The sequence below is a fragment of the Paenibacillus flagellatus genome, from assembly GCF_003217775.1.
GTDB classification, from domain to species: domain Bacteria; phylum Bacillota; class Bacilli; order Paenibacillales; family NBRC-103111; genus Paenibacillus_AB; species Paenibacillus_AB flagellatus.
This window is the reverse complement of record NZ_QJVJ01000002.1, coordinates 574558-598257: the sequence shown is the minus strand read 5'-3', so window position 1 is coordinate 598257 and position 23700 is coordinate 574558. Positions and strand designations below refer to the sequence as shown.

Here is a 23700-nt window from a genome sequence, read left to right as displayed (position 1 = left end):
CCGCAGCAAGGAGGCAAGTTTGCCGCCAGGCGGGAAAAGCCCTTATCCGTTCCGCGCTCGACCGTTACGTCACGTTCCCCCCGTTGCCGATGACGGGCGGCCGCCACGCGGACCCGGCTTCTTCGCTGCGGGTGCCGTTCTTCGTGCAGTCGGCCGGCGGTCCGATGAACACCGTCTCGGTAATCGGCGCGAGCGTCCGCTTCACCATCGCCTCGTCGAGGCAGTAAGTGTGGGCCCATATGTCGGCCGGCGTCAGCCGAAGCAGGTCCGAGCCGCCGATAAATTCCGGAACCGGCGCATCGAAGATCGCAAGCAAATGCGTACGATCGGCCGTCGCCACCTCGTAATGCCACCACCCTTGCGGTGCGTTCGCCACTTGGCCCGGACGGATCGGGTAATGGTTCAGCCGCTTCGTGAACGGGTTGAGCACCGAGACGACGGCCGCCCCTTCGATGCAATAGACGAGCTCCGACGCGTTTTGGTGATAGTGCGGCTCGACCACGTTGCCCTTGCTCAAAAAAATGTCCAGCAGCGATACGTTGCCGAGCGTGTTCAGCTGGTTGACGGAAAGCATGTCGATATAATTTTGCGCATCCTTCGTGAAGAACCGGTTGTCCCGCAGATCGTACGTAAACGTCGCGGACGGAGAAGTATAGTCCATGTATGACACTGCCATGCCGAAATCGTATCCCTTCCTTGGTCGTTGGGCGATTCGCCTATGGAGTATCGTATGTAGGCGCCCATGAGCCAGTGCGCCCAAATTCCGCTTCGGCCGGAGCACCCGAGCCGCCGCTTCTTCACGCCTTCGCGATCCGGCATCCGCATCCGAAGGCGGATACATGGTATAATGGACGCAATGACATTGGATGAAGGAAAGGGAAAGGTGGGGACAACGATGGGACAACCGTTTATCATCGAGCCCGGCTCGTACGTCGCGTTCGAATCCGAGGCGGAGCTGATCGACAAGTGCAAGGAGTGGGGGCTGCTGTCGGACAAGGCGTCCAAGTCGAAGACGTTTCTGTACAAGGGCTTCGGGCAAAAAACGACGTGCGCGATCGTCGGGTACGTCGACCGAACGACGGCCGTCATCGAGTTCGAAGATAGCCGGCGCCATTGCATTCACCCTTCGTACCTGAAGGAAATGCAGGCGTCGACGTTCGGGCAGCGGGCTTCCGCTGTGGCCGAAGAATCGGCGGAAGGAGCGGCGGAGGCCGCTTCCGACGTCCCGGCCGCGGCGCCGGAGCCGGAGCGCGCGGAGCCCGAATCGCCGCGGGACGAGCAGCCGGACGAGGCGGAGGCCGGCGTCGGGAGCGCCGGCGAGGATCGGCCCGAGCCTGCCGCTGCGCCGAAGACGGAAGCGAAGAAGGGAAAGGCGGCCAAGCTTCAGCTGCCGGAGGACAAGGTCGGCATGGTCGCGACCGTCAAGGAATTTACGACCGTACCGAACCCGTTCTCCGACAGCGACGACGAAGTCGTCATCTACGAGCCGGTGTCCGTCCGGGAGCCCGAAATCGAACTCGGCACCGCCTGGTCGAGCTACAGCGCCACGCTGAAAAAGGCCGGGCTGGCCGTCGGGGATACGATCGCCTTCGAAGCGAAAGTGATCGCCAAAAAGCTGACGAAGCATCCCGTCCCGTACAAAATCAACAACCCTTCAAAAATTCAAAAGCAATAAAGATGCCGAAAAAGCCGGATCTCGCCAGCATCGCTGGCTGAAGACCCGGCTTTTTCCCGTTCCGTTCCCGGCTCAGTCTTCCCCGCCGGCCGGCTCGGCTACCGCGTTGTATTTCGAAGAAACGTAAGTAACGGCTTTCGGCTCCGTGACGACGGTTGCGGCCATGTCGCCCGGCTTCGGATCGGTCAGCGTATAGCGGATGACGGCGCGGCCGTCCGGCTCGAACCGGATGCTCTCGATGGCGATGCCGTAGCCGGCGCTCGGCTTCTGCCCGCGGGACAGCGTCACCTTGTTGACTTCGTCGTTCACCTTCTCGACGGCGACGGCGATTTCCTCCGCCGTCTCCGGCTTCCGCGTATGGTCGGCGACGAGACGCATCGCCTTGTGTACCCAGACGGCGGCTTCCCCGCGCGTGAGCCCGCTCTTCGGACGGAAGTTGCCGTCCTTGTCCAGCTCCTCGATTTTATATAGCAGGAGACGCTGCAGCGCTCCTTGCAGGCCCGGCTCGATCTGATTTTCGTCCTGGATCTGGATGAACATTTTGACCATCGGGAGGTCGGCTTTCTTCTCCATCGCGCGGACGAGCAGATCGCCGAACCGCTCGCGGGTGACGGCGGCGTTCGGGTCTACGTTTCTCGGAATGTCGAGCCCGTTATAGTGGGCGATAATGAACGCCTCGGCGTACCACGCATCGTCCCGGACGTTGTCGTACAGCTCCGACGCGACGGGTGCCTTGATGAAGCGAATCGCATCCAGATTGAAGTCGAACGCCTTGACGATCATCTGTACGGTTTGCGCGTAGCTGATTTGCGACTTCGGCGCGAAACGATCGCCGTCCATTCCGCTCACGATGCCTCGCTCCTTCAATGCATGTACCGCCGCGGACTGGCCGGGGTCGACGTCCGTAAAGGCGTGCGCCGTACCGAAAGCCAAGCCGCTGAACAAAACCGCCGTCATGGTCGCTGCCGCAATTTTTTTCATAAGGCTTCTCTCCTACGTTGTCGATTACTCCTTGGCGGAGTTATTCTTCTAACGCCCCGGACGTCCGGAATGTTGCAGCCGGACGGTTAATCTTGCCGCCTTAGGAAATGTTTCGGCATTACGCCGCAGCCGGATATATCCGGGACGGCCCGTAGAAGCTTATCGGCCGCCGTCCGGCCCGGATGCGTACAACCGCTTCAGCAGGGCCGCGGTTTCGCCGCGAAACGGCGCTTCCTCCTCCGCCGGTGCGAACACGTAATCGTTGGTGTGCACGAGCGCCCCGCCCGCCTCGTCGAACAGCCGGAGCCGGACGTGAAGCCGGCTGCCGGGGACGAGACGGACGCGAGGCAGCGTCCGGACGTAGACGGACTCCCCGTCCCCGCAGACGACCCGCCCCTCGATCGTTTCCGTCTCGCCGGTATGCAGATGGACGAGCTCCGCTTCGTATCGGCCCTCGAATCGGCCGCCGCCGTTGCGGCTCACCCACAGCTCCGGCTTCACGGCCCGCGCGACGCAGTGCTCGTAGCGGAGTGAGGCGACGGTCGGGCGAAACGCGCTGGCGAGGAACGACCATCCGAGCTTGGGCCGGCCGTAATAATCGAGGAGCGCGTTTCCCGCGAGCCCCGGCCAAGGCTCGTTGACGCCCCACCAGACGACGCCCGCGACCCGCCGCTGCCGGCGGCGCAGCTCCTCGATCAGAAAGCGGCAGCCTTCGCCCTGCATCCACTGGTTCGCGAATACGAGCTCTTCCAGCCGATTCATCGGACCGAACAGCTTCTCGGTCGACGGAATGTCGAGCCATAGATCGTCGTGACCGTCCCAGACGCTGCCGAAGGCATGATGCAGGCGCCACATCGGGTCGCTCTTCTCCGGCAAGCCTCCCAGCGGCTCGTCCGCCCCGAGCCCGAGCACGTCGCGGATCGTGTCCGCATTGGCGATTGACGAGACGCTCGCCTCGGAGTACAGCTGCTTGTCGGCGCTCCGCCAAAATGCGTACAAGCTTTCATAATCGCGGTACCGATGATCCCCGATGCGCGGATTCCAATTCCATATGCCGTGAACTTCGCCTTCTCCCTCCAGCGCCGAGGTAATCTGGTAAGGCCGCGTCCCGTCCAAGCCCGCGCATACGGAATCGAGCAGCGCCAGCGCCGGCTCGGCGTACGTGTCGGCGCCCGCCAGCCATTCGCGGTCGCCCTCGCCGATGCCGAACATGTCCCGCACGGCGGGCCTCGCCGCCTCCATCGCGTCCGTCCCGGAATCGACGGCGTCCCAATAATGGTAATGCTCGTTCCCTCCGGACCAGACGACGACGGACGGATGGTGCCTCAGCGCCCGTACGATCGCCGACGCTTCCTGCTCCAGCACGCGGTAAAACGTTTCCGACCGGGCCAGCTTCTGGCATGCCAGCGGAAATTCCTGCATGACCATGAGCCCCAGCTCGTCGGCGATGTCGTAGAACGCGTCTTTTTCCTTCAGCCCGCCTCCCCAGACGCGCACGAAATTGACGCCGGCGTCGCGGAACCGCTGCAGAAACGTCCGGTACCGTTCGGCCGTCACCTCGGCCGGACAAGCGTCCGCCGGCACCCAGTTGACCCCGTTCAGAAACAGCTCCTCCCCGTTGATCCGCAGACGAAGCGGCGTATCCTCCTGCCCTTGGCCTTCGCAAGGAACGCGCTCGACCGTGCGAAGCCCGATGCGCTGCCGGAACGGCTCCGTCCGTCTGCCGGGTACGTCGAGCTCCAGCTGCAGCTCGACGAGATGCGGCTCGCCGCGTCCGTTCGGCCACCACCATCTCGGCGACGGAACGGCAATCGGCATCGCCAGCCGATCGCTCGCCACGATCGGGAAGGAGCGCGCCGCTCCGCCGATCCGCACCGTTACGGTGCCCGACTCGATCCTCTCGCTCCATTCGGCATGGACGACAATGTCGGCCCGCTGCCGGTTGGCCCGCTTCACGGCCGTGTAAGCGGATGCAACCCGCAGCTTGGGGCGGACGACGACGTGCGCGTCGTCCCATATCCCGGCGGACGTCAGCCTCGGCGCGAAATCCCAGCCGTCGCCGAAGCCGTAACGCGCCTTCAGCGTTTCGTAGGGTTCCGCTCCTTTGACGAACGGATGAATGACGACGACAAGCTCCCGTTCCTCTCCCGGCGAGGCCGCCCGTTCGTCGAGGGGAACCTCGATCGGACTGAACATCCCTTCGTGGTCGAGCACGCGCTTGCCGTCCAAATAAACGGTGCAGCGGTAATCCACGCCCTTCAGCACGAAGACCGCTTCCCGGTCTTCTCCCGCCCGGGGCGAATCGAATCGGGCCCGGTACAGCCAGTATCGGTCGTTCATCCAGTCGGTTTCGCGGATCCGGTCTCGCACGTACAGCCGCTCGACCGGAATCCCGAACGCCGACGTATGCACGTTGGAAGGAACGGACGTTTCCCTCCAATCGAGCGAAGCCCATTGTTCCGGCTTCGGCATTTCGCCGGCCGGGCCGTGGGCCAGCTCCCATCGGCACCGTATGTCGGCTGCGTTCGTTCCGTTCATAACGATCGATCCCCGCTTTCGAATAATGTTGTTTCCAAATCATTCTTCGAACGGGCGTTTTTTCCTCCTTGGCGGCAATTGCTTTTTCTTGTGACCTTCCAGCAGGAAAAGGGGGCCGGATTGCGGCCCCCCCAACGGTACATCGGGCGGAATTAAAAGTGTCTTCGCAGCCGACCCGCTTAGCGGTCCGGAACGGAGTCGCCCGCGAACAGGAACGCTTCCAGCGCCTCGGCCAGCTCCTCGTGAAACTGCCGGTCCGGATGATTGATGCCGTTCGACAACCGGGTGTGAATGTCTACGCCTTCCGCCTCCATCCGCTCCCACATGGCGTACACGTCGAGAAGAGGCAAGCCGTCGCTCGCGGCGAACGACCGCAGCGCTTCGACATAGCGGAGCAGATGCCCTTCCTCGTATACCTTGAGGAAGGTTGGAACATGGCGCCGATGCTCCTCCGAGATGAAGGCGTTGTCCCGTTTCATCATCATGCTCGGCGTCATGAGCAGAAGCTCGGCGTCCGTTTCGTTCCGGATGAGCCGAACGAGGTCGCGAATCGCCGCGATATAGGGCTTGACCCCTTCCTCGCCGCCATGGGCGTCGTTCAAGCCGAATTTGATCGTAACGAGGTCGGGCTTATAGCAGATGACGTCATGGGCCCAGCGTTCCCGGGAGCGATGGGCGGTATCGCCGGATACGCCGGAGTTGATGACGTTCAATACGCTGTTCGGATACCGCTTCGCTATCCGTTTCCGCAGCAGCTGGTGGTACACCCGCTCATGCTCGAGTACCTCCCCCTCCATAATGCCGTGAGTGACGCTGTCGCCGATCGCCACATAGAGAGCCGGACGGGCGGCGGGGTTATCCGCTTTTTCTCGAAGCCTGTCTCGCCATCTTCGAAAGTCGTGCATCGTAAGTTCCTCCCCGAATATCGATAACTGTCCTCATTCCTTTATCAGAATAACGCATCCCGGCGAAAAAGTCGTTGCACGACGTTGGCATGTCCGTCGGCCGATCGGACTCTTGCATCGCCGTATGTGCCTCCGGCGTCGGCTAAGTCTTCAAGCTTTACCGGCAAGCCGATCGCTCAAGACGAAAAACCGCCCGGCACGGCCGGATGGAACGGGCCGTATCAGACGGTTTCTCGATGGACTTATCGGATTGCCTTCAACAAATTGGCTATCGCTTGAACGGCTTCCGCCCGGCTTGCCGGAGCCTTCGCCGCGAACGCGCCGTTTCCGGTGCCGCTCATCAGCCCCGCTTCGGCGGCGGCGTATACGGATTCCCGCGCCCATTCGGAAATGTCCGCTTCGTCCGCGTAACGGACGGTCGTCGGCGCCGACGCGGATTTGCCGCCGGAAAGCGCAAAAGCCCGAATCATCAGCGAGGCCATCTCTTCGCGGGAGATCGTCTCGTTCGGCGCGAACGTCCCGGCCGAACGGCCTTCGATCAGCTTCGCTTCGTTCGCCGCCGCTACGACGGCCGCATACCAATCGGATTCGGCCACGTCGGAGAAGGCGGAGCCCGCGGAGCGGGATGCCGGCAAGCCGAGAGCCCGGACGACCAGACCCGCGAATTCGGCGCGCGTCACGCTGCGGCCCGGTTCGAACGCATCGTCGGTTACGCCCTGGACCACATGTTTCGCCGCCAACGTTTTGATGCCGTCGTATGCCCAGTGAGACGGACCCACGTCGACAAACGTCTTGTCGGTTTCGAATACGCCGTACGTGCTGAAATGGTCCAGCTTGACGCGGACGACGCCCTTCTCGGCTTGGACCTCACCGCCGACGTACCGCCATGTCTTCGCGCTTTCGTCGTAGCGGTACACGCCCAGCCAATTCTCGTTAACGGTCCCTTTCCGGTAAGGGAGCTCCACCGTTACCGGCTCGCGGAACGTTCCCGGCCGAACCGGCTCATCGCCGATTTTGACGGTCAGCTCGAACAGGTCGCCGGCACGCTTGACGGCCAGACCGTTCTCCTCGAGCGGCTCGACGGCTTTCGCTTTGTCTCCGGACAGCGGGCGGGCCGCAATCGCGATCGACTCATCCTTGTCCGCACCCGCAAGCTCGACCAGCTGCTTCAGCACGCCGGACGGCATTTCGACGGTCGCGTCGCCGAACACGAGCTCCAGTCCGCCGTTCTCGATGCTTTTCATATCCGCCGCGGACAGAACCGCTTCCCGCACGCCTTCGGCCAGTTTCAACGAAACGGTGCCGTCGCGAACGTCGGCCAGCTGCTCCTTGCTCACGACTTGCCGATCCCGATCCGGCTCAGCCGGCGCTCCTCCCCCTCCCGGACCGGTCGGACTCGTCGGGCTTGTCGGACTTGTCGGGCTCGTCGATCCCCCGTTATCGCTGCCGGAATCGCTTCCGCCGTCCGTGTTCACGGGAGGCGTATACTTGTTCGGATACGTGCCTTTCACGAAGTAGTACGTGTCTTCATACACTTTCCGGTCGTTGTCGACCGTGCTCTTGTAAGCGAGCTGGAACGTATCGGTCGCCCAATACCAGGCCAACGCGGATTGGTTCATATAGCCGGCCGTTACGCCCTGATCCAAATAATCGTAATATTTTTTGCGCAGCGCCGGGTCCTTGAAGATGTTATGGTGCACTTCCATCTCGACGCCCAATCCGAACCGCTTCGCTAAGTTGGCCGCGTCCGTCGGTCTCGTTTGCGGGCTCGTATAGAAGGCGTAGTTCGGCTGCATGTACGCATAGTCGAAGCCTAGCTCCTTCCAGCGGAAAAAACCGGCCGCTTGGTAAAACGGGATCCAATGTATTTTTTTCCCTTGCGCATGAACGTAAGCGGTCGCTTGCTTCACCAGCTCTTCCTCCCGGTTGCTCGCATAATTGTGAACCGCCTCGTCGTACCAGTAGAAGCCTTCCAGGCTGAGATTGCCGAACCGGGCTTCGTTCCATTTTTGCATAATCGTATCGATGTACCATTTCACCGCGGCGACCCGGTTCGCCAACGCTGCATCGTCCCCGACCTGACGATGGTCGAAATTGAGCGCCTTCCCGTTCACCGTTCCGAAGTCGGTTTGCTGCGGAAGCGCCTTCGGGATGGAAATGTACACTTTGTACTTGTAATCCGGCTGATTCAGCTTTTTCTTCACGTCTCCGACCGCCTTGTCCAAGGCGGCGATCTGGACGTTCGGCTGGAACAGCAGATCCGCGTATTCCTGCCAGTCCGCTTTGTTGGAGGCGTACACGGCGGAAGTGACCGCGCTCGAGCTGATGTACCACCGGTTTTTGGAGCTTGTCGGATAGTTCATGAACAAGATCGTGTCGTAAAACCAATCCTTGATCTCTCCGCTCCGGTCGATATAAGCGACGACGGGCAACAGATCGTCGTAAGTGCGCGGCAAATAGACGGTGGCGTTCGTATGCCACCCGCCGTACAGCAAATATTCGTGCCGGACGCCGCCGACTTGGGACGATCCGGGAGCCGGATAGCGGAACTCCTCGTTCGGCGTATACGGACTTACGTCTCCCCCGGTCGGTACCGCCGCGTCGCCGGCGACCTCCTTCAACCCGAGCGCCCGGACTTCATCCAGGAAAATAAAGACGTCGACCTCGAAGCTCAATTTGATCATGGACGCTTTGACGTTCAGGCCGGTCAACGCGTACCAATACTGCTTCGAATCGGCTTGGACCGCTTCGCTTTTCGCGACTTTGCCCACGAAGTGCCAGGTGGACCCGCCGTCGTTCGAAACCGCGACGTTCACGTAATCCGGCAAATAAATGCCCGCCGACGCGTCTCCCAGCGCCCGCAGACGCACTTCATTCAACGTGGAGGGCTGTCCCAGATCGAACACGAGGCTGCGGCCGATATTTCTCAAAAAGCTCGCGTAGCGGGTCGACCCTTCCTTCCCCCAATCGCCGGTTCCGTATAAATCGTCGGTCAAAAACTTCAGCTTCGCCTGCTCGCCGTTTCGGACCGTCGTATCGCCGGATTCGACGTGCAGTACCGGCACTTTGCCGTAAACCAAATTCGTGACGCTCTCGGCGCTCGCACCGACGTTGTCGGCGGCCGGATCGGCCGATGCGATTGCAAGCGGTTGCACAATCGCGAGCAGCATGACCCATGTAAGCACGTTCAAGATGCCTTTTCGGAACAACATGTACGAAATCCTCCCGTTCTATCGGTTGTCTCGGAACGTTTGGCGTTCCTGCCTATGTACCGCCAATGCAAATGCGTATTCGCTCCTCCCCCTTCGCGAATCGATGGCACGCCGCCGCTCCCCTGCCGGAAGCGATAGACGGGCACCCCCTATCGTAGACATCGTGCGAATTAATCGCAATTATCAGATGGACACAACAAAAGATAAACGGTTGCATCAAAAGAAAAATGTCTTGCCGGGCGGGCGTTCCGCGGCTTTCGCCGGCAATCGTTGTCGCCGGTTAGAATCTTTTTTCGGGGACCGCCCCGCGAAGGATTTCGGCTCCTCCTCCCCGAATCGTTACAGCAAACCTTTTTACGATGGAGGCGAAACGTCCCGATGTATCTCGTATCGTCTACTGAAATGCGGGAGATTGACCGCGCGGCCATCGAGCGGATCGGCATTCCCGCCGTCGCGCTGATGGAAAACGCCGGACGCGCGGTCGCCGAGGAGGCGATCCGGCTGGCGGAGAGCGCCCCGGCCGGCGCGATGAAGCGGTGGCTCGTACTGGCCGGCAAAGGCAACAACGGCGGGGACGGCGTCGTCGCCGCCCGGCATTTGGCGGAGGCGGGCTTCGCCGTCGTTATCGTCTACGCCGTCGATCCCGCCGGCTTCGCCGGGGAAGCGGCGCTCCAGCGCGACATCGCCGCCCGGCTCGGGCTGCCGTCGGCCGTCTACGGCGGCGAGGGACCTGCGGTCGATTGGAGCCGCTTCGACGGCGTCATCGACGCGCTGCTCGGCACCGGCAGCCGCGGCGCGCCGCAAGGGCCGTACGCCGCGCTCATCCGCGAGGCGAACGCGAGCGGCCTGCCGATCGTCGCCGTCGACATCCCGAGCGGACTCGACGCCGACACCGGCGAGACGCGCGACCCGTGCATCCGGGCGTCGCGGACGGTCGCGCTGGCGTTCGCGAAGCGCGGGCTCGCGCAGCACCCGGGCGCGGACGCCGCCGGCGACGTCGTCGTGCGGCCGATCGGCATCCCCGAGCGGCTCGCGGAGGAGCACGGCGTGCGCACGTTCGCGCTGGACGAGCGGACGCTGCGCGAGCGGCTCGGCGTCGATCCGGCGCGAGCGCGGGCGGCCGACACGCACAAGGGCACGTACGGCCACGCGCTCGTCGCCGCTGGCAGCCGGCCGATGAGCGGCGCCGGCCTGCTGAGCGCCCGGGCCGCGCTGCGCGGCGGCTGCGGCCTCGTCACGTGGGCGGTGCCGGAGTCGCTCGTCGCGCCGCTCGCCGGCCGCTTCCCGGAGGCGATGCTGGCGGGCGTGCCCGACGGCGGCAGCGGCGGCTGGAGCGCCGCCGCCCCCGGCGACGTCGCCCGGCTCGCGGCCGGCAAGGACGCGCTCGTGCTCGGCCCCGGCATCGGCCGCTGGGACGGCGGCGCCGCCTGGCTGCGCGAGCTGTGGACGCGCGCGGACGGCCGCGTGCCGCTCGTGCTCGACGCGGACGCGCTCAATCTGGTCGCGGACGCGCCCGATTTCGCGGCGTGGCCGCGAAGGCCGGGTGCGGCGGTGTTCACGCCGCACCCGGGCGAGATGGCGCGCCTCGCCGGCGTCGCGGTGCCCGAGGTGCAGCGGGACCGCATCGGCGTCGCGCGAAGCTACGCCGTCCGGCACGGCGTGACGCTCGTGCTGAAGGGCGCGCGCACCGTCGTGGCCGATCCGTCCGGCCGCGTCTACGTGAACGGCAGCGGCAACGCCGGCATGGCCACCGCCGGGTCGGGCGACGTGCTCGCCGGCCTGATCGGCGGCCTGCTGGCGCAGCGGCTGACCGGCGAGCAGGCCGCCGCGCTCGGCGTCTGGCTGCACGGCGCGGCGGGGGACCGCGCCGCCGCCCGGCGTCCGTCGCCGGCCTCGCTCATCGCCGGCGATATCGTCGACGAGCTGTAGCCGGTCCGGCCCGTGGCCGAGCAGGAGGCCGGGCGCGGCCCGATGCCGAGCCCTGGGCCGGAGGCGGCCCGCTCTCTCGCCCCTTTACAGCACGTCTTTCCGGGGCGCTCCGCACCACATTCGGTACGCTCCATTGGATTTCATCCAATGGAATGAGCCGATCGGGGGCCCGCTCGGGGTTTCCATTGGAAACGATCCAACAGAATCGCCCCCGAAGCCGAGCCGCTCTTCGTTTTCGGGCCATTCGGTTGGACGGAATCCAATGGCAAAGCCGGTTTGCTTGTTTTGGCGGCCCACCCATTGGACAACATCCAATGGCCGAAGCGGTCCGAACAGTAGGCGATCGCCAAGCGGCGTATCTCTGCTCGCAATGACTCGCAAATAACACGCAATTAAAGCGCCAAGTCCGAAGACTTGACGCTTTTTTGCCGCAGGCGGCATCGCCCCCGCCCCTTCACGCCGCCCGTCGCACCGTTCGAGACGCCCGTGCCCGACTGCGCCGAACGGCCATGGCAATCGCGAAGCAGAGCGTTGTCGCCAATCCGCCAACAAGCGCGAATTTCACGAGCGGATGCAACGCCAGATCGCGGAGCCCGTACGACACATACGTCACGATCGGCGCGTGCAGGACGAAGACGAGGAAGGCGCTGCCGGACAGCGCTCGGCCCATCCGGCTCATCGGGCCGTTCCGCCGGTCGCGGAATCGGACGAGCAGCACGTACGAAATGCCGAGCCCCATGATCGGGTCAACGGTCGAGTAGACGGCCGACTGCCACGTCCACCCGCCCATGAAGGCGTCCGTATTCCCGTCCAACGCCCCGCCCAGCGCCATGACGACCGGCAGCAGGACGACAAGCGCGATGGCGGCGGCACCCCACCGGCGGGCGGCCTTTGTCGTCAGCCGCTCCAGCCATTGCCCCCGAGAAGCGGCGATACCGCCGAAGAACAGACCGACATAGGCGGGAAAGTAGCCGAGCTGCAAAGACAGCACCTCCTCCCCGACGGGAAGGAACAGACGGACGATAAAGTTCGCCGCCGAAACCGCCGCCAAATATCCGAATACCCGCGCAGAGGTCAGCGCGAACGGACGAACGGACGCACGCCCCGCCGTCACGCGGCGATAAAACGCATAGGCGGCATTGAACAGCAGCAGCGCCACGAGAAACCATAGCGGCCCTGGCTCGAATTCCGTCACCCCCCGCAGCGGATCGGGGAATACCCGTTCCCGCAAGTAGTCGGCAACCGATCCGTCGTATCCCGTAGAAACATACCACAATACGGGATCGATCACGATCATGTATACGGCCAGCGGAACGCCGAATCGAACGAGCCGTTTCGCCATAAATCGTCCCGCACCGTCGCTCCGATCGTACGAGGCCGGAGTCACGCAGCCGGAAATGAAAAAAAACAGACCCATGAAAAACGACTGGTTCACCGCGGTAAACAGCGTCAGCACCGCCTGAGCCGCCAAGCTGTCCGCATGCTCGGTATAATACCAGCTTCCTTCTCCCCCGTACGTAATCGCCGTGTGATGAAGCACGACCAGCACGGTCAAAAACGTCTTGATCCGATCCAAATAAGGTAAACGATCGTTCACGGTTTCATCCTCCCATCATGCGGTTCCCGGTTCCTGCCTTAACGGTAGCATGGCGGGCATCCGCAGCGCACCGAAAAGACGGGGACCGATCGCGCAATTTCGATTTCGGAGGCGAAGCCGAACGCTTCGGTACGCGCGTCCGTCCGTTTCGGCACCGTGGCCGGACTCCTGCGGTGCGCCGAAACGAATCGTTTGGTAGTATAGGAGAAGAGAGCGCACGACGAGGAACGAGATTCCGGGGGGACCGACACATGATTTCGATTTTGCTGGTGGACGATCATAAGACGTTTTTGGCGGGAACCGCCCTCATCTTGGAAAAGCACGGCTTTCGCGTCACGACCGCCTCCACCGCCGACGAAGCGCTGGAAGCGATCCGCGATGCCGACTTCGAGCTGTACCTTTTCGATCTGAAGCTGCCGGGGACGAACGGCTTCGAGCTGACGGAACAGACGCTGCGGATTCGTCCGGAAGCGGCGATCGTCATTTTGACCGGAGAAGACATCGCCGCTCATTACGACCGGCTTATGGATATCGGAGCGATCGGCGTGTTGGAAAAGTCGCTCGGCGAGCCGGAGTTTGTCGCCAGTCTGCGGCTCGCCGTGCAGCGGCTGACGATCCTCCCGCTTCATCTCGCACGTCAGCTGCGAACGAAGGAGAGCCGGGCCGCGACATCCGGAAGCGAGTCGGACGGCGGCGGCAAGACGTTGACCGAGAAGGAAATCGGACTGCTCAAGCTGATCGCGCAAGGCCATAAAAACAAAGACATTGCCGACCGGCTCTACATGAGCCAGCGCAATGTCGAATACATGATCTCGCATCTGTTCGCCAAATTGAACGCCGGCTCCCGCCAGGAAGCGGTCCTGAAAGCCATCGAGCTCAAGTGGCTGAAGCTGGATTCGTAACCTCCCGTCCCGCCGGAGACTCGATCGGAAGCGTGCAGCCGAATCGAACGCCCTCCCCCGGCCGGGTATCAAGCGTGACGGTTCCTCCCGACATACGGACCCTTTCCAAGATCCCTCTGAGCCCGTATCGGTTCGGTTGTAAAACGGCCAGAGCGTCGGGCTCCATCCCTTTCCCGTCGTCGGTGTAGCTTATACGGATCGTCTCCCCCACCTGTCCCACTTCCAGCGTCACCGTTTGCGCTCCCGCATGCTTGAGCGCGTTGTTGATCAGCTCCTGTACGATCCGGTACACGGTCAGCTCCAGCTCGTCGCTCAACCGGGCCCGGATGGCGCCCGGCCTGTAGTCGAGGGCGAAATCCGCGCGCAGCCTCGTCTTCTCCGCCAGCCCTGCAATCGAGCGAAGGACGCCGTAATCGGCGAGGAACGACGGCATGAGCTCGCTGCACGTCTCGCGGATCATGAATTCGGCGTTGTCCAGCCCGCGCAGCAACACGACTCTCTCCGTCTCTTCCAGCGGTGCCGCTCCGGCGGAACGTTCCAGCAGCCTCCGAATGTTCAGCAGCTCCTGAAGCGCCTCGTCGTGCAAGTCGGAAGCGAGCCGCTTGCGCTCCTTCTCCGCGATTTGCATGAACAGCTTGGACAGCCACGGCTGCTCGTCCGCCCGCCGCCGCTCCATCTCGTCAAGCCTGCTTTCGATCAGCCGGAAATATTCGCGGAACAGCGACGTGTACTTGGACATGAGCTGGAGCGCGAACCGTTCCCGTTCCTGCAGCTCGACCGCCCCTCCGTCGCCGGAGGAAACCGTCAGGAACAGCCGGGCTCCTTTCGTCGCCCCCGCCGAGCACCAGACCACTTGCGGAGTAAAGCCGATCTCCCCCGGTTCGAGCCGACCCGCCTGCCGACGCCAAGCGGCTGCCAGCTCCGTCTCGGCGGAAGGCGCAAGCGACGCCCCCACCGTGCGGATCACCCCGTCCGCTTCCGCATACCGGATCAACCGAAACGTCAACGGCTCGAAAAACCGGGAGCCTTCCAGCACGATGCGCTGCTCCAGATCGGACGCCCGGTACGTCCGGGTCAGCTGCGTGAGCAGCCGGTCCAGATGCCGTCTCGTATCCGCTTCCTGCTCGAGAGCGGTATTTTTCGCCTGCAGCTGCTCCGCGACCTGCCGATTGCGCTCCAGCGTCCGGACGAACCGCCGGAAAAACAAACCCCCGAAAACGGCAATGAGAACGAGAAACGCCCAAGGAAACGTATCCTCCAATCCTTGCTCCCACCAGATCGGACGGTAGCCGATCGACCGCCCAACTGCATATTCGACGATGTCTTTGCCGAGATCGGGAAGCAGAATCAGGATGAACGTAATGAACCCCCTCGCGATCCAGCGAAGCTCCGAACGGTCTTGCTCCCGTCGCAAAGCGTAGCCGAACCGCAGCACATTTACCGCCATCCCGTACAGGACGATCGCGACGAACGCGACGTTCAGCGCGAGCCCCCATCGCTCCCCCGCTCCCGCCGTGCTCGCGGCCGCGGCCGCCGCCCACAGGACGCCGCTCGCGACGGCGGCTCCGCGAAGAAGCCGGTCCCGCGATTGCCCGAGCAAGTAATGCGTAAAGGAAAACGCGAGGAAGACGATGCCGCTCTTGATCGCGAGCGATTCGTACGGGACGACGGGAAACGGCCCGAACAGCAGCATCTTCTCGTCCCATTCCGAGAGCAGCTGAGCCGAGACGAGCAGCGACAAGACGCCCAGGAACAAGTAGCCCCGTTCTCCCGGAAAAACGGCCAGCATGCCGAAAAAAAGCGCGCCGGCGGCTACAAACAGAAGCGCGAAGGCGGCTTCGTCGAGGTGAACGAGCAGCGGTCCGATCGGGCCGGACCTTAGCGCCGACTGCCGGAGCAGGCCGTAATTGACGAGACCGTTCAGCACGAACGCGAGGACGACGGTCATCGCCATCAGCGCGCCCGTTCTCCGTGTCGCCGCCCCGTTACCGATCGGCGACGGCCTCGCCCGAACCGGACGTTCCGTCGTCACCCCGCCTGGATATTTCCCGATTTCCGTTTTACGAAGCGGGTCTCCGCTTTCGCTCATGCCATGATGCCTCCCCCTGCTGAAATGATCGAGATCGCGAATGACACCCGATTTTCTTTCATTCTAGCATGGGGCAGCGAAAAATATGTTCGTTTTTCTTTTACAAAGCTACGAAAGCTTTCTTTAACTAACTTTGCACCTCAAATAGCCGATTCTTATTTAATCTGTTAAAAATTATAACGCAGCATGAAGTTTTTCAAAGAAGGCGGCCGACCCCGACTCGGCCTATGTAAAGCTTGGGCCGGACACCAGTCTGGATCATGTTTTCCACTCCGGTTCTACCGTCAGATCCGAACCGGTACAAGTTCTTGTCACTCGACGGCACTACAGGGAATGAACAACAGCCGCCGCATCCCTGAATTTAGGTAGGAGGCGGCGGCTTGTGACTCTATTGCGGCCGATTATTCTGAATATTCCTAAGCGGGTATTATTTCTTTGTCGCCGTGTACCAATCATTCACTTCCTTCACGCTTGCCTCCCCGCCGGCTGCCTTGAACTTCGCGATAAAGGCATCCAAGCTTGAGATCGGTTCTCCGCCGGAGATGTATTTGACCGTTTGGTCGTTCACCATCGTGCTCAGAGATGCATTATGTTTGGAATACTCCTGCAAGTACGGGCTCATGCCGAGAGGATCTTTTACTCGGATGCTGGCCGGCTCTTTCACGTTCAAGTATTCCCAAGCGGCGAACAAACGGCTATCTTTGCGTACGCGCGCCTGCCAGTAGGTCGGATAGTTTTTCTCATCCGAACCGGTCAAGAAATTGACTGCTTGATTGCGTTCATCATTGAAAATCGGCAATATAGGCGTATAAGCACCGTCTTTAAACGTATAATGCTTGTTTTCTTCCCCGATCGCCGTATTGCGGAACGTGTCTTTGTCCAGCTTGGCGTTGATCCACTTGATTGCATCCTCCGGATTTTTGGAAGCTTTCGGGATAAACGTAATACGATCGAACCCGGTAGGCTCCGACAACCCAAACTTTCCTTTCGGCCCCTTTAAAGTAGGCATATACACCATTTGCGCATTCGGGTTATTTTTGATTAGAGCATCGGTCAGCATAGGAACGCCGGCCCAGCCGACGGCAATGACGCCGACTCTGCCGCTGGTGAATTTCTCATTCACAGTCGCTGCCTGATTGATCGGGAACTCCTTGTCTAACAAGCCTTCGTTGAAAAGGTTGTTCATGAAGGTGACATAGTCCTTATAAGCCGGATCCATGGCACGGGGCAGCAGCTTGCCGTCCACTTCGTTCCACGTGTTCGGAATACCGAATGCTCCCGCAAGGTTCTCCACGATGCTGGCGGTGCCGGAAATCGCAAACGGGATGTTCTTGGCACCGTTGCCTCCAGGGTCTTTCTCCTTAAATGCTTTCAATACGGCAACCAGCTCATCCGTAGTTGTAGGCATCTTCAGCCCGAGCTTATCAAGCCAATCTTTGCGGATCATCAAGGAACTGGATACGTTGGCGAGCGTTTTGACCGGGATGCCGTACAGCTTGCCGTCTACCTTTGCCGCATCCAATGTTTCCTGCGATAGGCTTGCCTTTATATGGGGTCCGTACTTATCGATAAGCGGCCCCAAATCTACCAGCGCCCCGCGCTTGGCATAGTCCGAATACAGCGCCTTGTAGCTGCTCGTACCCAGCGTAGTCACTACATCATAAGGTTCCGCCGAAGCGATCAGCAGGTTCAGCTTCTCCGTCACGTTTTCCTGAGGAAGCATATCGTACTGCACTTTATATCCCGTTTTTTCCTCAAGCATTTTGGCTACAGGGTAATGATTGTAATCATCCTGCATCCAGACGCTCAAATTTCTCAAGGTCGGCTTTGGCTTGTCCGCGGTCGTTGGAGTCGTCGATGACGAATCCGTATCCGAATTGGAACCCGAAGTGCCGCATGCTGCCGTTATGGCCAAAGAGCCGGCCATAAGCAGAGCCATCGCATGCTTACAATTCTTTTTCAAAATAAACCCTCCCCGTATGATTTTTGTAATCTATATCATTAATTCTTGCAGGCGTCCCTGCTTGAAATTAATGCGAATCGAAGCTTGCACAAAGTTATCCTTTGACGGAGCCGATCAAAACCCCCTTGATAAAATGCTTTTGCAAGTAGGGATACAGGAGCAAGATCGGAATCGTCGAGGCGATTACGGTTGCGGATCGTACGTTATCCGGAGAAAGATTCATCATATCGTCCTGCGAGACTTCCATCCCGGCAGTGGCGGAAGCAGCGTTCAAGACGATATCGCGCAAATACAGCTGCAAAGGCTTAAGGGATGGGCTGTTGATGTACACCATCGCATTAAAGAAATCGTTCCAATACGACACGGCGTAGAACAAAGCGATTGTAGCAAGCACCGGTCCGCTTAACGGAAGGAAAATACGGAACAAGACGGTGAACGTTCGAGCGCCGTCCATTCTTGCGGACTCCTCGAGACTTTCCGGAAGCGACTCGAAATAGCTTTTGATTACAAGCAGGTTAAAAACACTGACTAGCGATGGCAAAATTAACGACCACAGGCTATCAAGGAGTCCGAGATTGCGAATCAACATATAGTTCGGAATGATGCCCCCGTTGAACAGCATCGTGAATACGAACAAGATCATGACAAATCCGATTCCGGGCAAATGACGCTTCGATAGCGGGTAGGCCGTAATGGCCGTAATAAGCAAGGATAGCGCCGTACCTACAACGGTTATAAACACGGATACGGAGAAGGAACGGATGAATGGGTTCGAGGTGATGACGAATTTCATCGTATCGAGCTGGAAGCCGACCGGGAATAAACCGACCTTTCCGGAGACGACCGCCCACTCTTCGCTTACCGCCTTGGACAATACGTTCACAAAAGGAAGCAAAGTTACAAAGGTTAAGAGCAACAACGTTCCGTAGATGATAACATCGAGAGAGATGTCGGAGATCGTTCGGTTCTTCATGTCAAGCTGCCTCCTACCATATACTTCGTTTTACTAGCTTCTTGCTTAGGAAATTGCCGGATATAATCAGGAGGAATCCGACGACGGAATTGAATAATCCAACGGCCGTACTGAAGCTGTAATCCATTTTGCCTAACCCGATCCGATATACATAAGTTCCGATCACATCCCCCGTTTCATATACAACAGGGTTATAGAGCGTCAGGATTTGTTCCGTACCGGCATCCAGCAAGTTCCCGATCCGCAGAATGAACACGAGAACGATCGTCGGGGCGATGCCGGGCAACGTGATATGGATCATTTTCTGAATTCGGCTGGCCCCGTCCATCGAAGCTGCCTCATACTGGTCCTGGTCAATGCTTGCTATTGCGGCGATAAAGATGATGGCGTTCCAGCCCGCTTCCTTCCAGCCCGCCGTGAACACGACAACGCTGCGAAAGTAGTTGTTGTCGATCAGGAAGGAGATCGGTTCCCCTCCGAACGATTCAATGATAGCGTTTACAATTCCGGTAGACGGCGACAGGATGTTGACGAACAGCCCTGAAATAATGACCCAAGAAAGGAAATGGGGCAAGTACACGATCGTCTGAACGGAGCGTTTAAACCACATTTTGCCGACCTCGTTCAGAATCAATGCCAATAGGATCGGAATGGGGAACAGCAGAAAAATTTTGTAGAAGCTGATCAGCAGCGTATTGCGAAACACTTGCATGAATTCATCGGAATGAACGAGCTTTTGGAATTGCTCCAGCCCTACCCACCTGCTACCCGAGATGCCGTCAAAAATATTGAAATCCTGAAAGGCAATGACGATTCCATACATCGGCGTGTATTTGAACAACAACAAGAAAGCAAGTCCCGGTAAAAGCAAAACATAGGTATCCAGGTTTGATCGGAATAGCTTCCAACGCCGGCCTCTCTCTTTGATGGGGTGGGCTGAAGAGCTTGATTGGCTGATTTGTGCAGTCGAGTGGCTCACCTTACAACCTCCATGGCTATCTTTTTTGTTTCTGATGAATGGTTTCATTATAGTAGAGAGGCTATAACGGTTTGTAGAAGGCAAATCATCAATTTCTGGTCCTCTTCTATACAGCTGCAAAAAAAAATCCCCCATCTCATCAGGGGGCTGATCCGGCTCAGGAATGTTCCTGAACGTTGAGTTTGATTCGTATGGTGACGGTCGTTCCTTCACCCGGGCTTGAGCAAATGCTAAGTCCGGAAGATTCGCCGGCAAACAGCTTGATCCGTTCATTCACGTTATTCAGCCCGTAGGAGCTGCCCAGACCATCCGTTTGTAACTCCCGCACCGGCTCCACCAGAAGGAGCCGAGCTCGTTCTCCCTCCATCCCGATTCCATCGTCGGAAACGGTTAAGATTAGGAAGCCCTCTTGACGGGAGGCCGTGATCCGGATCATGCCCTGTTTGTTCTTCATCTTCCGGATGCCGTGCAAAAGCGCATTCTCCACTAGGGGCTGCAGCGTTAATTTGGGAACGATGCATGTCATCACATTCGGATCCGTTTCGATCCGGTAATCGAATGAATTCAAAAAGCGGCTTTTCTGTATGTCCAGATACACCTGCGCAAGGGTCAGCTCGTCCTCCACCGTCATCTTATCGCGGCCTTTGTTCAAGCTCAGGCGGAAATACTTCGCCAAAGCGTCGATCATTTGGCTAATATCGTGCACGTTGTGACCGATGGCCATCCAATTGATCGTATCGAGCGTATTATACAAAAAATGCGGATTAATCTGAGCTTGCAGTGCCCTCAGCTGAGCTTCCCTCTCCAACACTTGAGCTTCGTAAGTTTGCTCCATCAACGAATGCACACGATGAATGAGCACGTCGACGCTGCGTTCCAGCAGCATAAAATCGCCCTCCGGCGCCGGATTCCCATCCAACCACTCGATGCCTTCTTGACGAATGGCGCGTATCACCTTATCGATCCGCCTGTTCATGCTGCGAACAATGACGGCAAGCAGTGCGAAAACGAGGACAAAGAACAACATCAGAATGCCGACGAGCGTGGCAATACCGGCAACCTGATTCAGCTTGACCCTGGCCGATATTTCGGATGCCGGCACTTGGGCTACAACTTTCCAACCCGTCGTTTCAATCGTCGAATAAACGATATATTCGTCTTGCTTATCCAGCTGCAGCTTTTCTTTGCCATCCGTTCCTCTGGCAATCACTCCGGCAAGCTCATCCGACAGCCGGATGCCGATCAAGGACCGGTCGGTATGCGCCATAACTTTCCCATCGGAATCGACTATATAAACTTTTTTTTGTTTGGTCAGGTCGATTTCGGACAAGATGTCCATCACCAGCTTCTCCGGCACATCCAGAACAAGAATCGCCGCCACCTGATTGTATTGCCTGGAATCATGCAGCATTCTGGCGACGGAAAGAATCGACTCCTCGCCCCGATCAATATAGGACACCTGATAGATGCTCGTCCAGACGATCCCGCCGTTCGCGTCCAGCACTTTACGGTAATAGGGCCAGTTTTGCAAGGAGTCGAGCGAGAAAAAGTTGATGTGTTCGCTAGCCAACATATTTGTACTTTTCACAAATAAACGCAAACGGGAGACATCGGCATTCGATTGAACGTTCCGGACTACATCCCGAATTTCTTTCGTCTCTTCCAGCTGTTGCGCAACCGATACGTTGCTTTCTTCCTCTAAAAATTCATACAGTTTCCGGTTCATCGTCACCGTGTTGACAATATCGCGGATGTATCCGAAACGATAGGACAGGTTGATGCCTGCTTGCTTCATCGTTTGCAGCATGGAATCGGAAACCTCCTCTTCCAAAACCGTCGTCGAGTGCTTGTAGTAGGCATACAAAAGAATAGTCGACGGTAAGACGATCAACAGCAAATAAGTGATTAGCCAGCGTCTCGGCATGCCTAAACGCCGCATTGCATATCGGATACGCGTTGTCATACGATGGATGAGAGAAGTCATACGATTCACTGTCGCTTTCCTGAATGCTGGATGTCCCGATAGAAACTTGGCGTAAATCCGGTGATCTTCTTGAACAGTTTGCTGAAATAGCTCGGGTCGGCATATCCTACGGCAAAACAAATATCGTATAGCTTCTGACTCGGATCCTTCAGCATTTCCTTCGCTCTCTCGATACGGTAATGCGTTAAATATTCATTGACCGTCTGGCCGGTCTCCTGCTTGAACAGCAAGCTTACATACGTATCGGTCAAGTAAACCTCCTTGCCGATCTCGGATACGGTCAAGGTGTTGTCCGAATAGCGCCGTTCGATAATGGCCTGCACGCGGCCTACCAAGTTGTTGGCGCGCCCGCTCCGCTTCTCGGAGATTTTATGGCAAACGTTCACCAGGGTTGTCTCCAAAAAATGACGCAGCTCGTCGACCGTCTCCATGTTAAACAAACGTTCAACGTACAGCGTTTCCTCTTCTTCCGGCTCGTTCGCCTGCACATTCAGCTCGAGCAGGAGCTGTTTCGCCAGCAGCATCATTTGCATGGTGACATTGCGGCAATATTTCAAACCGTCGCGGCGGTTCAAGGAGAGCTTAGCGAATAGCTCGTCAAGTGTCGTCTGCAGTTGGGTCGTATCGGCACCCTTCAGGATGGATACGAGTTCACTGCTCTTGGCATAATCGAATTTATAGTAGTTCTCATCGTTTGGCTCGAGGCTGTCCATCGTAATGATCCGGTTTTTTCCCAGATACCATTTGCGGGCTACGGCTTCGGTCGCTTGCGCATACGATTGCGTCAAGCCGGTCAAGTCGGGTACCCGTTCCCCGATACCGATTGTGACACCGATTTTTAGCAACGACTTCAAATGGTCGCGGATATCGCTGGCGAGCAAAAACAAGGGCTCCTCCGAATGATCGATCGCTTCGGAGCCGTGACGATTTTCCTCGACCGACGCCTCCCCGGCATCCGCATACAGTATACCGACAAACTCGCCTCCACGGTACTCGAACATATATCCGTTTAAGTGACGATCGGCCAACTCCTGACATATGTTCTGCACCGCGTAACACAACAACTGCCAATCCCGTTCCGATCTCGTTCCCCGAATATCGGCCAGATTATCCATGGAGACGACCATGACCCAAAATGAAGCCTCCAGCGGCAGCTGCAAATCCAGGAAGTCCATTCTCTCGCGAATTCGTCCCGGCTGCGAAACGTTGTCGCCGATCAGCGACATCAGGAACTTCTCCCGAAGAAGCGGCATACTCTCCTTCAGCTTCACCTGCATGTCCCGCGTCATCTTCCGTTCGGTTTGCTCCGCGTTCAGATCGGCAACTACACGTTCGATTACGGCACACAGCTCTTGCAGGTTCACCGGTTTGAGGATATAGTCAACCGCACTTACTTTCATAGCGGATTTCATATACTCCGAATCGTCATGACCGCTTACAAACACAATCTTGATCCACGGATAACGCCTCCGAATCTCCTTCGAAAGCGTAATCCCATCCATTGTGGGCATGCGGACGTCCGTGAGCACGATATCCGGCATGAATCGCTCGACCGCTTCCAGAGCCGTATCCCCGTCATCCGCTTCCCCGGAGAACTCGATGCCGTATTTCTCCCAATTCATATAGTTACGTAAACCGTATCGAACGGTAGACTCGTCATCAACTACCAGAAGCTTATACATATTGTCATGACTCCCTTGCACTCATCTAACTCGATTTAAGTATATAAGGATTTGCTAAACGCGAAATATAGGGGAAATCATGAAAAACTGGTGGTATTCTATAGGATTGATTGCTGTTAGTCGGAGCATTACTCAACGAATGACCGCCAAGGCTCGCTCTTGCTTTTTGGTCAAGTACCCTGGCTTCGGGCCGGGTCTACGGCTTCAGACGGGAGGCAAGATTTTGCAGCGTCACTCTTTTCCGGATTGGCATTTCCGTGCCCCCCTTTGCTTTCTTTACCGAATCTAGCT

The 23700-nt window shown here is 58.7% G+C and carries 15 protein-coding genes; 3 read left to right on the top strand and 12 right to left on the bottom strand.

Annotation, left to right across the window (positions count from 1 at the left end; all coding sequences use genetic code 11):
• Positions 1 to 64: 64 nt before the first annotated feature.
• A complete protein-coding gene (locus DLM86_RS06105; protein ID WP_110839069.1) occupies positions 65 to 676 on the bottom strand; it encodes a cupin domain-containing protein in 612 nt (203 codons plus the stop codon).
• Positions 677 to 895: 219 nt separating this feature from the next.
• Between DLM86_RS06105 and DLM86_RS06100 the strand changes: the two genes are divergently transcribed.
• Complete coding sequence (locus DLM86_RS06100; protein ID WP_110839068.1) at positions 896 to 1675, top strand: hypothetical protein; 780 nt, start codon at positions 896 to 898, stop codon at positions 1673 to 1675.
• Positions 1676 to 1747: 72 nt separating this feature from the next.
• Here DLM86_RS06100 and DLM86_RS06095 read toward each other — a convergent pair whose 3' ends face one another.
• The 4 genes from DLM86_RS06095 to DLM86_RS06080 all read right to left on the bottom strand — a co-directional run bounded on the left by DLM86_RS06095 (position 1748) and on the right by DLM86_RS06080 (position 9311).
• On the bottom strand, positions 1748 to 2656 hold the full coding sequence (locus DLM86_RS06095) for an S-layer homology domain-containing protein (RefSeq protein ID WP_110839067.1): 909 nt from the start codon (positions 2654 to 2656) through the stop codon (positions 1748 to 1750).
• 159 nt (positions 2657 to 2815) lie between these two features.
• Positions 2816 to 5194 carry a glycoside hydrolase family 2 protein gene (locus DLM86_RS06090; RefSeq protein ID WP_110839066.1) on the bottom strand — a complete coding sequence of 793 codons (2379 nt, stop codon included), beginning with the start codon at positions 5192 to 5194 and terminating at the stop codon, positions 2816 to 2818.
• A 179-nt stretch (positions 5195 to 5373) separates the two neighbouring features.
• The gene (locus tag DLM86_RS06085) at positions 5374 to 6099 is read right to left on the bottom strand and encodes an SGNH/GDSL hydrolase family protein (protein WP_110839065.1); all 726 of its coding nucleotides are present in this window, start codon (positions 6097 to 6099) and stop codon (positions 5374 to 5376) included.
• Between the two features lie 242 nt (positions 6100 to 6341).
• A complete protein-coding gene (locus tag DLM86_RS06080; RefSeq protein ID WP_110839064.1) occupies positions 6342 to 9311 on the bottom strand; it encodes a DUF4855 domain-containing protein in 2970 nt (989 codons plus the stop codon).
• A gap of 378 nt (positions 9312 to 9689) precedes the next feature.
• Here DLM86_RS06080 and DLM86_RS06075 point away from each other — a divergent pair, with 378 nt between their 5' ends.
• Positions 9690 to 11240 carry an NAD(P)H-hydrate dehydratase gene (locus DLM86_RS06075; protein WP_110839063.1) on the top strand — a complete coding sequence of 517 codons (1551 nt, stop codon included), beginning with the start codon at positions 9690 to 9692 and terminating at the stop codon, positions 11238 to 11240.
• A gap of 454 nt (positions 11241 to 11694) precedes the next feature.
• Here DLM86_RS06075 and DLM86_RS06065 read toward each other — a convergent pair whose 3' ends face one another.
• Entirely contained in the window at positions 11695 to 12837 is a 1143-nt protein-coding gene (locus tag DLM86_RS06065) for an acyltransferase family protein (protein ID WP_110839061.1), read from the bottom strand.
• A 251-nt stretch (positions 12838 to 13088) separates the two neighbouring features.
• Here DLM86_RS06065 and DLM86_RS06060 point away from each other — a divergent pair, with 251 nt between their 5' ends.
• Positions 13089 to 13739 (top strand): response regulator transcription factor, encoded by a 651-nt coding sequence (locus DLM86_RS06060; protein ID WP_158289353.1) that lies wholly within the window; start codon positions 13089 to 13091, stop codon positions 13737 to 13739.
• Here the strand turns inward: DLM86_RS06060 and DLM86_RS06055 are convergent.
• The 6 genes from DLM86_RS06055 to DLM86_RS06030 form a co-directional block, all read right to left on the bottom strand.
• Positions 13714 to 15828: a sensor histidine kinase gene (locus tag DLM86_RS06055; protein WP_110839059.1), complete on the bottom strand. Its 2115-nt coding sequence runs from the start codon at positions 15826 to 15828 to the stop codon at positions 13714 to 13716. The two genes, DLM86_RS06060 and DLM86_RS06055, sit on opposite strands and share 26 nt — an antisense overlap.
• Positions 15829 to 16255: 427 nt before the next feature.
• Positions 16256 to 17791 carry an extracellular solute-binding protein gene (locus tag DLM86_RS06050; RefSeq protein ID WP_245954367.1) on the bottom strand — a complete coding sequence of 512 codons (1536 nt, stop codon included), beginning with the start codon at positions 17789 to 17791 and terminating at the stop codon, positions 16256 to 16258.
• 94 nt (positions 17792 to 17885) lie between these two features.
• The gene (locus tag DLM86_RS06045; protein ID WP_110839058.1) at positions 17886 to 18764 is read right to left on the bottom strand and encodes a carbohydrate ABC transporter permease; all 879 of its coding nucleotides are present in this window, start codon (positions 18762 to 18764) and stop codon (positions 17886 to 17888) included.
• A gap of 13 nt (positions 18765 to 18777) precedes the next feature.
• Positions 18778 to 19743 (bottom strand): ABC transporter permease, encoded by a 966-nt coding sequence (locus tag DLM86_RS06040; RefSeq protein ID WP_425453942.1) that lies wholly within the window; start codon positions 19741 to 19743, stop codon positions 18778 to 18780.
• A gap of 157 nt (positions 19744 to 19900) precedes the next feature.
• Positions 19901 to 21667 carry a sensor histidine kinase gene (locus DLM86_RS06035; RefSeq protein WP_281272079.1) on the bottom strand — a complete coding sequence of 589 codons (1767 nt, stop codon included), beginning with the start codon at positions 21665 to 21667 and terminating at the stop codon, positions 19901 to 19903.
• A 65-nt stretch (positions 21668 to 21732) separates the two neighbouring features.
• A complete protein-coding gene (locus DLM86_RS06030; protein WP_110839056.1) occupies positions 21733 to 23409 on the bottom strand; it encodes a response regulator in 1677 nt (558 codons plus the stop codon).
• Positions 23410 to 23700 lie beyond the last annotated feature (291 nt).

Excerpts from the sequence above, each read along its gene's own strand:
- DLM86_RS06090 (WP_110839066.1), bottom strand. The coding sequence starts at position 5,194 with ATGAACGGAACGAACGCAGCCGACATACGGTGCCGATGGGAGCTGGCC.
- DLM86_RS06100 (WP_110839068.1), top strand. The coding sequence starts at position 896 with ATGGGACAACCGTTTATCATCGAGCCCGGCTCGTACGTCGCGTTCGAA.
- DLM86_RS06055 (WP_110839059.1), bottom strand. The coding sequence starts at position 15,828 with ATGAGCGAAAGCGGAGACCCGCTTCGTAAAACGGAAATCGGGAAATAT.
- DLM86_RS06075 (WP_110839063.1), top strand. The coding sequence starts at position 9,690 with ATGTATCTCGTATCGTCTACTGAAATGCGGGAGATTGACCGCGCGGCC.
- DLM86_RS06080 (WP_110839064.1), bottom strand. The coding sequence starts at position 9,311 with ATGTTGTTCCGAAAAGGCATCTTGAACGTGCTTACATGGGTCATGCTG.
- DLM86_RS06030 (WP_110839056.1), bottom strand. The coding sequence starts at position 23,409 with ATGTATAAGCTTCTGGTAGTTGATGACGAGTCTACCGTTCGATACGGT.
- DLM86_RS06035 (WP_281272079.1), bottom strand. The coding sequence starts at position 21,667 with ATGCCGAGACGCTGGCTAATCACTTATTTGCTGTTGATCGTCTTACCG.
- DLM86_RS06095 (WP_110839067.1), bottom strand. The coding sequence starts at position 2,656 with ATGAAAAAAATTGCGGCAGCGACCATGACGGCGGTTTTGTTCAGCGGC.
- DLM86_RS06060 (WP_158289353.1), top strand. The coding sequence starts at position 13,089 with ATGATTTCGATTTTGCTGGTGGACGATCATAAGACGTTTTTGGCGGGA.
- DLM86_RS06105 (WP_110839069.1), bottom strand. The coding sequence starts at position 676 with ATGGCAGTGTCATACATGGACTATACTTCTCCGTCCGCGACGTTTACG.
- DLM86_RS06085 (WP_110839065.1), bottom strand. The coding sequence starts at position 6,099 with ATGCACGACTTTCGAAGATGGCGAGACAGGCTTCGAGAAAAAGCGGAT.
- DLM86_RS06045 (WP_110839058.1), bottom strand. The coding sequence starts at position 18,764 with ATGAAGAACCGAACGATCTCCGACATCTCTCTCGATGTTATCATCTAC.